At 44.8% G+C, this 8,818-nt stretch carries 9 protein-coding genes; 5 read left to right on the forward strand and 4 right to left on the reverse strand.

From position 1 onward, the window contains the following. The 3 genes from QZ735_RS14645 to QZ735_RS14655 all read left to right on the forward strand — a co-directional run. The coding region (locus QZ735_RS14645; RefSeq protein WP_294249800.1) for a toprim domain-containing protein at positions 1 to 878 on the forward strand (878 nt) is incomplete at its 5' end. 57 nt (positions 879 to 935) lie between these two features. Continuing rightward, positions 936 to 1,412 (forward strand): hypothetical protein, encoded by a 477-nt coding sequence (locus QZ735_RS14650; protein WP_294249802.1) that lies wholly within the window; start codon positions 936 to 938, stop codon positions 1,410 to 1,412. A 6-nt stretch (positions 1,413 to 1,418) separates the two neighbouring features. Further along, positions 1,419 to 4,004, forward strand: coding sequence for a DNA gyrase/topoisomerase IV subunit A (locus QZ735_RS14655; protein ID WP_294249803.1), 2,586 nt, complete (start codon positions 1,419 to 1,421; stop codon positions 4,002 to 4,004). Positions 4,005 to 4,111: 107 nt separating this feature from the next. Here QZ735_RS14655 and QZ735_RS14660 read toward each other — a convergent pair whose 3' ends face one another. Continuing rightward, positions 4,112 to 4,525 carry a Fur family transcriptional regulator gene (locus QZ735_RS14660; protein WP_294249805.1) on the reverse strand — a complete coding sequence of 138 codons (414 nt, stop codon included), beginning with the start codon at positions 4,523 to 4,525 and terminating at the stop codon, positions 4,112 to 4,114. A gap of 214 nt (positions 4,526 to 4,739) precedes the next feature. Between QZ735_RS14660 and QZ735_RS14665 the strand changes: the two genes are divergently transcribed. Then, positions 4,740 to 5,495: a GEVED domain-containing protein gene (locus tag QZ735_RS14665; RefSeq protein ID WP_294249807.1), complete on the forward strand. Its 756-nt coding sequence runs from the start codon at positions 4,740 to 4,742 to the stop codon at positions 5,493 to 5,495. Positions 5,496 to 5,645: 150 nt separating this feature from the next. Beyond that, on the forward strand, positions 5,646 to 6,299 hold the full coding sequence (locus tag QZ735_RS14670; RefSeq protein ID WP_294249809.1) for a rhomboid family intramembrane serine protease: 654 nt from the start codon (positions 5,646 to 5,648) through the stop codon (positions 6,297 to 6,299). Positions 6,300 to 6,358: 59 nt separating this feature from the next. On the opposite strand, the gene QZ735_RS14675 is transcribed toward QZ735_RS14670, so the two are convergent. From QZ735_RS14675 to yaaA, 3 genes are all read right to left on the reverse strand, one after another. Continuing rightward, on the reverse strand, positions 6,359 to 7,615 hold the full coding sequence (locus tag QZ735_RS14675) for a hypothetical protein (RefSeq protein WP_294249811.1): 1,257 nt from the start codon (positions 7,613 to 7,615) through the stop codon (positions 6,359 to 6,361). Positions 7,616 to 7,732: 117 nt separating this feature from the next. Beyond that, positions 7,733 to 8,587 (reverse strand): peptide chain release factor N(5)-glutamine methyltransferase, encoded by an 855-nt coding sequence (gene prmC, locus QZ735_RS14680; RefSeq protein ID WP_294249813.1) that lies wholly within the window; start codon positions 8,585 to 8,587, stop codon positions 7,733 to 7,735. Further along, on the reverse strand, positions 8,588 to 8,818 hold a 231-nt coding region (gene yaaA, locus QZ735_RS14685), incomplete at its 5' end, for a peroxide stress protein YaaA (protein ID WP_294249815.1). It lies immediately after the preceding gene.

Raw genomic sequence — 8,818 nt, forward strand, 5'->3', positions numbered from 1 at the left:
TCCTGAAGAGCAAGCTCGATAACTTCCTGCATAAAAACCCGGAAGTAGCAGAAGCCATCCAGCGGAAAATCCTGATTTCCGAACGCGAAAGAAAAGAACTTTCCGGGATCCAGAAACTGGCCAGGGAGCGTGCCAAGAAGGTTTCCCTTCACAATAAAAAACTCCGCGACTGCCGGCAGCATTATAACGACCAGAAAAACGAAAGGAAAGGGGAGACACAGATCTTTATCACGGAGGGGGATTCCGCTTCAGGATCAATTACCAAGTCAAGGGATGTGGAAACCCAGGCTGTATTCTCACTGAAAGGGAAACCGCTGAACTGCTACGGACTGACCAAGAAGGTGGTCTATGAGAATGAAGAATTCAATCTTCTGCAGGCCGCCCTGAATATTGAGGAAAGCCTGGAAGACCTGCGTTACAATCAGGTCATTATTGCGACGGATGCCGATGTCGACGGAATGCATATCCGGCTGCTGATGATTACCTTTTTCCTGCAGTTCTTTCCGGACCTGATCAAGAACGGGCACCTCTATATTCTGCAGACACCGCTCTTCAGGGTAAGAAACAAGAAAGAAACAAGGTATTGCTATTCCGAAGCCGAGCGGGTAAAAGCGCTTAATGAACTGGGGAAGAATCCTGAAATCACACGGTTTAAAGGGCTCGGAGAAATTTCGCCGGATGAATTCAAGCATTTCATCGGGAAAGACATTCGCCTGGAACCGGTAGTGGCCGGAAAAGACCAGACGATCGATCAGCTGCTGGAGTTTTATATGGGGAAGAATACACCGGACCGGCAGACCTTTATCCTGGAGAACCTGGTGGTGGAAAATCCGGATATTGAGAAGAAAGAAATTCCTGATGATGGAGCAGCCGGATAAAGAGGTTCCGGAACATTTTATAAATATTTACCATCAAAATTCAAATAAACTGATATAATGAGACTCAGCAACCGTAATAAAAGTTCGGTATACAGCTTTATCAATACACTTCTGATCATATTTCTGCTGGCAGGAACGGCAGCTTATTTTCTGGAAGAATACAGGTTCGACATCCTGGGAAAGGAAAGCCTGGTACTCATTCTGGCACCGGCATTGCTGATGCTGCTGTTTTACCTGAACGGAAGACAGATTTTTGAATATGACAGCGACGGAGAAGCGCTTCATTTCAGAAACAGGAACATCATCCCTTTTCTGCAGAAGCCGCTGAGCGATGAGTTTCCCAAATACAAGCTGATAAAATATGAGGTGATCGACCTGTTCTTCATGAAAAGGCTGTATATCACCATATCCAGCAAGAACAGCGGTTCCACGATCCTGAAATATGAAATTTCATACCTTACCAGAAAGGAAACCCAGGATTTAAGATTCTCCCTGAATAAAGTGGTGAAAACCAATAACGAGAAAAAGAGTTAATAGTAAATGATGACAGAAGAAAACCCGCACGAAGGGGAAAGCTTGAAAAAAGTTTCCGGCCTTTACAAGGACTGGTTTCTGGATTACGCTTCTTATGTAATCCTGGACAGGGCGATTCCTTCGGTATATGACGGTTTCAAACCCGTTCAGCGAAGAATCATGCATTCCATGCGTGAGCTGGAGGACGGGCGTTACAATAAGGTAGCCAACATTGTTGGAAATACCATGAAATACCATCCGCATGGAGATGCCTCCATCACGGATGCTATGGTGGGGATAGGCCAGAAAGAACTGCTGATCGATACCCAGGGAAACTGGGGAAACATCTATACCGGAGATTCTGCAGCGGCAGCCCGGTATATCGAGGCAAGACTGACGCCTTTCGCCCTGGAAGTAGTCTTCAACCCCAAAACCACGGAATGGGCAAAATCCTATGACGGAAGAAACAATGAACCGATTGATCTTCCGGTAAAATTTCCGCTGCTCCTTGCCCAGGGCGTGGAAGGAATCGGTGTGGGATTATCTACCAAGATCCTTCCGCATAACTTTAATGAGCTGATTACGGCATCCGTTGCGTATCTTAAAGGAAAGAAATTCGAACTTTTCCCTGATTTCCTGACGGCGGGATACTTAGACGTATCGGAATACAACGACGGCCACCGCGGCGGCAAGGTGAGGGCGCGGGCAAAGATTTCGCTGCATGACAAGCATATGCTCATCATCACCGAGCTTCCGTATTCCAAAACCACCAGCGACCTGATCGATTCCATTATCAAAGCCAATGAGAAAGGCAAGATCAAAATCAAAAAGATTGAGGACAATACTTCAGACAAAGTAGAGATCCTGATCCATCTTCACAATGACGTTTCCCCGGATAAAACCATCGATGCACTGTATGCATTTACAGACTGCCAGGTGACGATATCACCGAATGCCTGCGTGATTGTAGGGGATAAGCCGATGTTCATGAACGTATCGGACATCCTGAAGATGAATACCGACCATACGGTTTCCCTGCTTAAAAAGGAACTCGAGATCGAGCTTCACGAGCTTCAGGAAAGCTGGCACTTTTCTTCCCTGGAAAGGATCTTTATCGAAAACAGGATCTACCATGATATCGAAGAGGTGAAAACCTGGGAACAGGTACTGAAGACCATAGACAAAGGCCTGAAGCCGCATACCAAACATCTGCTGAGGGCGGTGACCGAAGAGGATATTCTAAGGCTTACCGAAATCCGGATCAAGAGGATCTCCAGGTTCGACCTGAACAAGTTCAAGGAGAACATTGCTGCCCTCGAAGGAAAGATCGAGCAGGTGAAGCATCACCTGCAGAACCTCGTTCAGTATGCCATCGATTATTACCTGAACATCCAGAAGAAATACGGCAAGACCAGACAACGAAAAACCGAACTCAGGATTTTCGATACCATTGATGCTACGAAGGTTGCGGTAGCGAATGAGAAATTCTACGCCAATTTTGAAGAAGGTTTTATCGGGACTTCCCTGAAAAAGGACCAGTACCTGTTCGACTGTTCCGATATCGATGATATCATTACCTTCCGCAAAGACGGAAGCATGAAGGTGGTAAAAGTGGAACCTAAGACATTCATCGGAAAAGATATCCTGCACGTCGCCGTCTGGAAAAAGAACGACCGGCGTACCGTATATAACATGATTTACCGTGAAGGCCGCGACGGACCGTATTATATGAAACGGTTTTTTGTCACCGGAGTGACCCGAAACACGGATTATCCGCTGGCTTCCGATAAGAAAGGATCGGAAATGCTTTATTTCTCAGCCAATCCGAACGGGGAAGCGGAAATCGTAAGCGTCCTGTTAAAGCCTAACCCGAGGATCAGGAAAAATAAAATGGACCTGGATTTTTCCGAACTGGCTATCAAAGGAAGGGATACCAAAGGAAACCTGGTGACAAAATATTCAATAAAGAAAGTAGACCTGAAAGAAGAAGGGGTTTCTACACTGGCACCCAGGAAAATATGGTATGACGATACCGTAAGAAGACTGAACGCAGATGGCCGGGGAACGCTTTTAGGGAACTTTAAAGGCGACAATAAAATCCTTACCATTAATACCAACGGTGAAGCCAGGCTGATTTCATTTGATCTCGGAAACCGTTTTGATGACGAATATCTGGTACTGGAAAAATTGAGGCCCAGCCAGCCGGTGACCTGTATCTATTATGATGCCGAGAAGGAAATGTATTTCATCAAGCGTTTTGTGCTTGAAAACACACCGAATGTACAGACTTTCATGCCTTCCGAACATCCAAAGTCATTTATCGAGACCATTATTGTAGCGAACGGCGCTACCGCAGAAATTATTTTTGCCAAGGATAAAGGAAAGGAGCGGGAGCCTGAAACCATCAACATTGATGAGTTTATCTCTGTAAAAGGAATCAAAGCCATTGGAAACCAGTTTACCAAATTCAAGGTAAAGTCCATTAATTTCACGATTCCTGAACAGGCAGAAGAACCGGAAACCTATGAAGAACCCGAACGTACGGAATCTGACGACGACGGTGGAATGATCGGTGACCTGTTCAAGAGTGATGAGACCCCCACGGGCAAATAAAATAACCTTTCACCGGAAATTGCTGAAAAAAGCGGTGCTTTATAAAAAACAGGACCAATCTGCGCGCAGGTTGGTCTTGTTTTTTGATTTTATATTCTGAAACGGAATCAGACTTCCACGCTGTCATCCTTTTTTATTGGCTGGCATTTCGGGCAGATGCCGCTGACCACAAGGTTATAGCTGCTGGCTGTAAAATTGTCAGGGAGGCTGATGGCCGGCATCCGGTTTTCTATGCAGCTGACGGAATGGCATTTTTCGCAGTTGAAATGGATATGGTCATGCGAGTGTCCGTCTTCCTGACAGGAATGGCTGCATCTGGCAAAATTAACCACTCCGTCCACATTGGTGACCTTATGGATATTTCCTTCTTTTTCAAGACGTTCCAGTACCCGGTAGATCGTTACGCGGTTGCACAGATCTCCGATTTTTTTCTGGATATCCGCATGCGACAATGCGACCTCCGAGTTATTGATGAGGCTTAAAATTTCCGTCTTGGCATTGGTGTTTCTGATCTGTTTCATATAATAATGCAATTTTGCACCCGGCACATCTGTTTGCGCCTATACAAATTTACGGATTATTTTACATCTTTGGGAATGAGCTGCACTACGATAAAAATGTCATTGATCCCTCTGTATTCAGTAAACACGCTGTTTTATACAATAAGTGAAAATATTAATGCAACAATGTTTCGTTAATGAATTTTTTGTAGATTTGCTTCCTAAATCTTTTTATATGAAACGATCTTTACTGGCTGGTATTCTTTTCACCGGTCTTTCTTATGCTCAGAATGTATGTGTGTCAAATCTGGGAGGCGATACTGATCCTTCTTTTATTGAAATACGAATCAATTCCACTGCTTTTAACCACCAGACCTTCTCTGCACAGAATGAATTTTATCATGCTTATCCTGCTTCGGGAAATACAACCGCGACCCTGAATGCCGGCCAGGCGTATCAGTTTTACACTTCCACCTCATCGGAAGCCGTTATCGGTATCTGGCTGGATGAAAACCGGAACGGTGTTTTCGAGCAGCAGGAATACCAGCAGCTGGTCAATTCTATGGTCACCCAGAATACCAAAACTTTCACGGTGCCGGCCTCTGCGGCCAACGGGAATACGCTTCTCCGGATCAGGTCCAGGGCCTACGGAAGCAGCATCAGCGCCTTAGACGCCTGTTCCCCATTCGGCTCCGGTGAAACCAGGGATTATACGGTGAACATTATCAGCAGTCAGCTCGGAACAAAAGACATCACAGCGGCAGATCAGTTCAGGTTGTATCCCAATCCGGCAGCAGATTTCGTAACTGTTGAAGGAAAAGAGACCATTCTTTTTGTGGAAATCTATACTTTGGAAGGCCGCAAACTGGCGCTGCAGCAAATAAACAATATCCGCGGTTCGGTGGACCTTTCCGCTTACATTCCCGGCGAATATGTAGTACAGGTCAATACACGTTCGGGAAAAAAGACCTACAGGGTTTCTAAAAAATAGAAGTACATTCTGGCAGGAAAATACCGGGATTCCGTGTTTTTACCGACCGCAAAACCGGAAAAGGGTCCGAACTCTGACAAATGATGCACCGAACACAGCTGCTTTTCAGAATAGCACAGAACTTGTGTATGGAAACACTAAAAGTAAAGAATGAATATAATTATTGCGATCATTGTCATTACAGCCATCATCAGCCTGGCTGCTCTTAACAACAACAGCATTTTTGAAAAGTATAAATTCAGCGTTGGTGCCATAGCCCAGCGGAAAGAATACATCCGCCTGATCTCTGCAGGATTTCTGCATGCGGATATTATGCACCTCGCATTCAACATGCTGACCCTGTATTTTTTCGGGCCTATCGTGCTTGAAGGTTTCGGGAATATCGGATTTATCCTGATTTATTTCGGATCGATTATTTTAGGAAATCTTTTTTCGCTGTTTATCTATCAGAAACAGCCCTGGTATTCTGCGATCGGTGCGAGTGGTGGAGTGTCCGGGATCCTGTTTGCTGCCATTGCGCTATATCCGGCCATAAAGATTTTTATTTTCTTTATTCCAATCGGTATTCCGGGATTTATCTTCGGACTGTTATATTTCAGCTATTCAGTATACATGATGCTGAATCCGAGCCAGCACGACAATATCGGCCACGCTGCCCATCTCGGAGGTGCTTTCTTCGGTCTGGTCTATGCGGTACTCAACCAGCCAGCCGCTGCAATAGCCAACTCATTATACATCGGGATCATGGCACTGCCGCTTATTTACCTAAGCTATGAGATTTTTGTAAGGAAAAGGATAGGATAAAATCATCTCGCATTACAGGTAGAAAACCAGTGAATCATTGAAGTTCACTGGTTTTGTTTTTACGTATCTTCATCGGTTATCTGTTCCGCCAGGTATACAGGCAGTTTTTTTGCAGCTGTCATAAGCCGGTAATGGTTGATCTTCTTTTCTGTGGAGCTTTTTGTATACCCGTTACAGTTCAGGTACAGAAAATAAGCCATTAACCGATTATAGTCATCCAGTTTTTCATCTTCCATCATGAAAATCATCTGGTCCATGAACTTTATTTTTTCCTTTGATTCTGAAATGGCACGGCCTAATCGCGGAATGCTGCTGTAGTAATGATTTTTTTCTCCGTTCTCCAACCGGAAAAAAGTTCCGAAAAGAAGGTCCGGCACATGTATGTCCAGTTCTTCCAGCTCACGGATGTAGGTTTTTCTGTCTTTCCATGCATAACTGCCGTCTGAAACCCGCTCAAACCGGTCATTCATCATATCAAGATGAGATTTCAGGAATATTTCCCATCTGCCCGTTTCGGCTGACAGCAGGGCCATATTGATGGCCTGTATCCTGGGACTCATGTCCTGGCTGCAACCGCCTACTGCCTGAGCGGATCGCATGGAATCCAGTAGTTCCTCCTTTTCCCGTACCGGTAGCTTCCGCCAGTTTTCCGGTAATGAAACCACGGCACTGGTATATCTGTCACTTTTTGCATTGTCTGTAAATTTACCGGTTGAAATATCCGTCAGGCAGTCAGAATAAATAATCTGTTTCGTATATTTTCGATCCAGCGAAATGCTTGTAAAGTTTTCGGGAAAATAAAAAGCATCTACAGATTCTTCCGAATATGCCGTTTTTTCCTGGTAAGATAAAACCCACGTGCCTTTGGAAGGTTTTTCATACAGGGATTTTCTATACTTCTGCCTTATATCTAATCCGTAACTGTCCTTAACCGGAATTTCATCGTAAATAATTTCATGGTCCGTACCGTCCTTTCTGTTGGATCGGATGATCAGAATATCTTTCCGGACCTGTGCCTCAGGATATTTTAAAATGAAATTTTCCAGGGAGATCTGGCTTTCCATATCTTTTTTAGCCTGAGCCATGTTTCCCGATTTCATCCGGATGATACACCCTTTCAACTGCTGTTTTGCGTAGAAAACCTTGGTAAGGTCACAGGTTTTATATTTCAGATGCAGGGAATCCACTGTTTTACTAAGCTTGGACATGGTGGAGTCACTGTAGATCATGCCGTTTTTAAAGGTTGTGAACTCCTGTGCAGGGAATGAAATGCTGAGGAATAAAATGGAAATCAGGAAAACTTGTATCCGTATCATAGTATCAGTTTTCCTGATAACGGATAGTAAGTTGAAATTAGTATATGGTCCGGTAATGAATTTCAATGTGCATCATTTTTAAGATCCTGAACGATCCGTAACCCATTTCTTTGCCTGTTATTTCCGTCCGAAAACAAACCGGTCATTTCCGGAGAGATCTTTCAGCAGAAAAGATTCAGCGAAATCCTTCTGATAAAGTTCGAGCGTCTCGGGACCCAGCTTCTGGTTGATTTCCAGGAACAGCATTCCGTTGGTCTTCAGGTACCTTGCCGAATCAGCGGCAATTTTCCTGTAGAAGACCAGGGCATCCGGAACGGGGGAGAAAAGCGCCATCTGAGGTTCAAAGCCCTTTACCGAATCTTCGATTTCAGGGACTTCATCAATACCGATGTAAGGCGGATTGGAAATGATGATGTGAAAATTTTCAGTCAGATCACTGTTCAGGTAGTCTGCATGGATGAAATTGATTTCAAGCCGGTGCGATGCCGCATTTTTCCGGGCAACTTCCAGTGCTTTTTCAGAAAAATCAATGGTGGACACTTCAGCATGGGGAAAATATTTTTTCAGGACCAGCGGAATAATGCCGCTGCCTGTCCCGATATCAAGAATTTTCAGGTCCTGAATGTCGAACAGCCCGGAGCTCTGGATTTTCTTGATGGCGAGTTCCAACAGCTCTTCGGTCTCCGGACGGGGAATGAGGACATGCTCATTCACCGAAAACGTCATCCCGTAGAATTCGGTTTCCCCCAGGATATGCTGGTACGGTTTTCCGGTTTCCATTTCAGAAAGAATATACAGCAGTTGACGTTCGTCCTCTTTCAGTAATTCCTGACGGCCGAACCTGCGTTGGTAAAAAGAGTTGAAACCGACGGTTTTCTCCACAAATAAAGAAGCCAGAAAGGCGGTCTCCGATTCTGTATAGAGCCCGGAAAGCGCGGAACAGAAATGTTTTTTAAATTCAGAAATTGTCATTTATCGTGTAAAAACCAGTTTATTATCAGTCGACTTTTCTTCATCAATCCTGTAGCCTTCATAGTTGAACGCTTTCACATCGTCCAGCGTCTGTGCCCGGGTCTCGGCGCAGAAGCGGGCCACCATTCCGCGGGCATGTTTGGTGTAGACCACAATGGTTTTCAGTTTTCCTTCCTTCAGTTCGTAAAAGTCAAAATCAATCACCGGATGGTCCAGCTTTTTGCGGTCAAC

The organism is uncultured Chryseobacterium sp. (assembly GCF_913776365.1).
GTDB lineage: Bacteria > Bacteroidota > Bacteroidia > Flavobacteriales > Weeksellaceae > Chryseobacterium.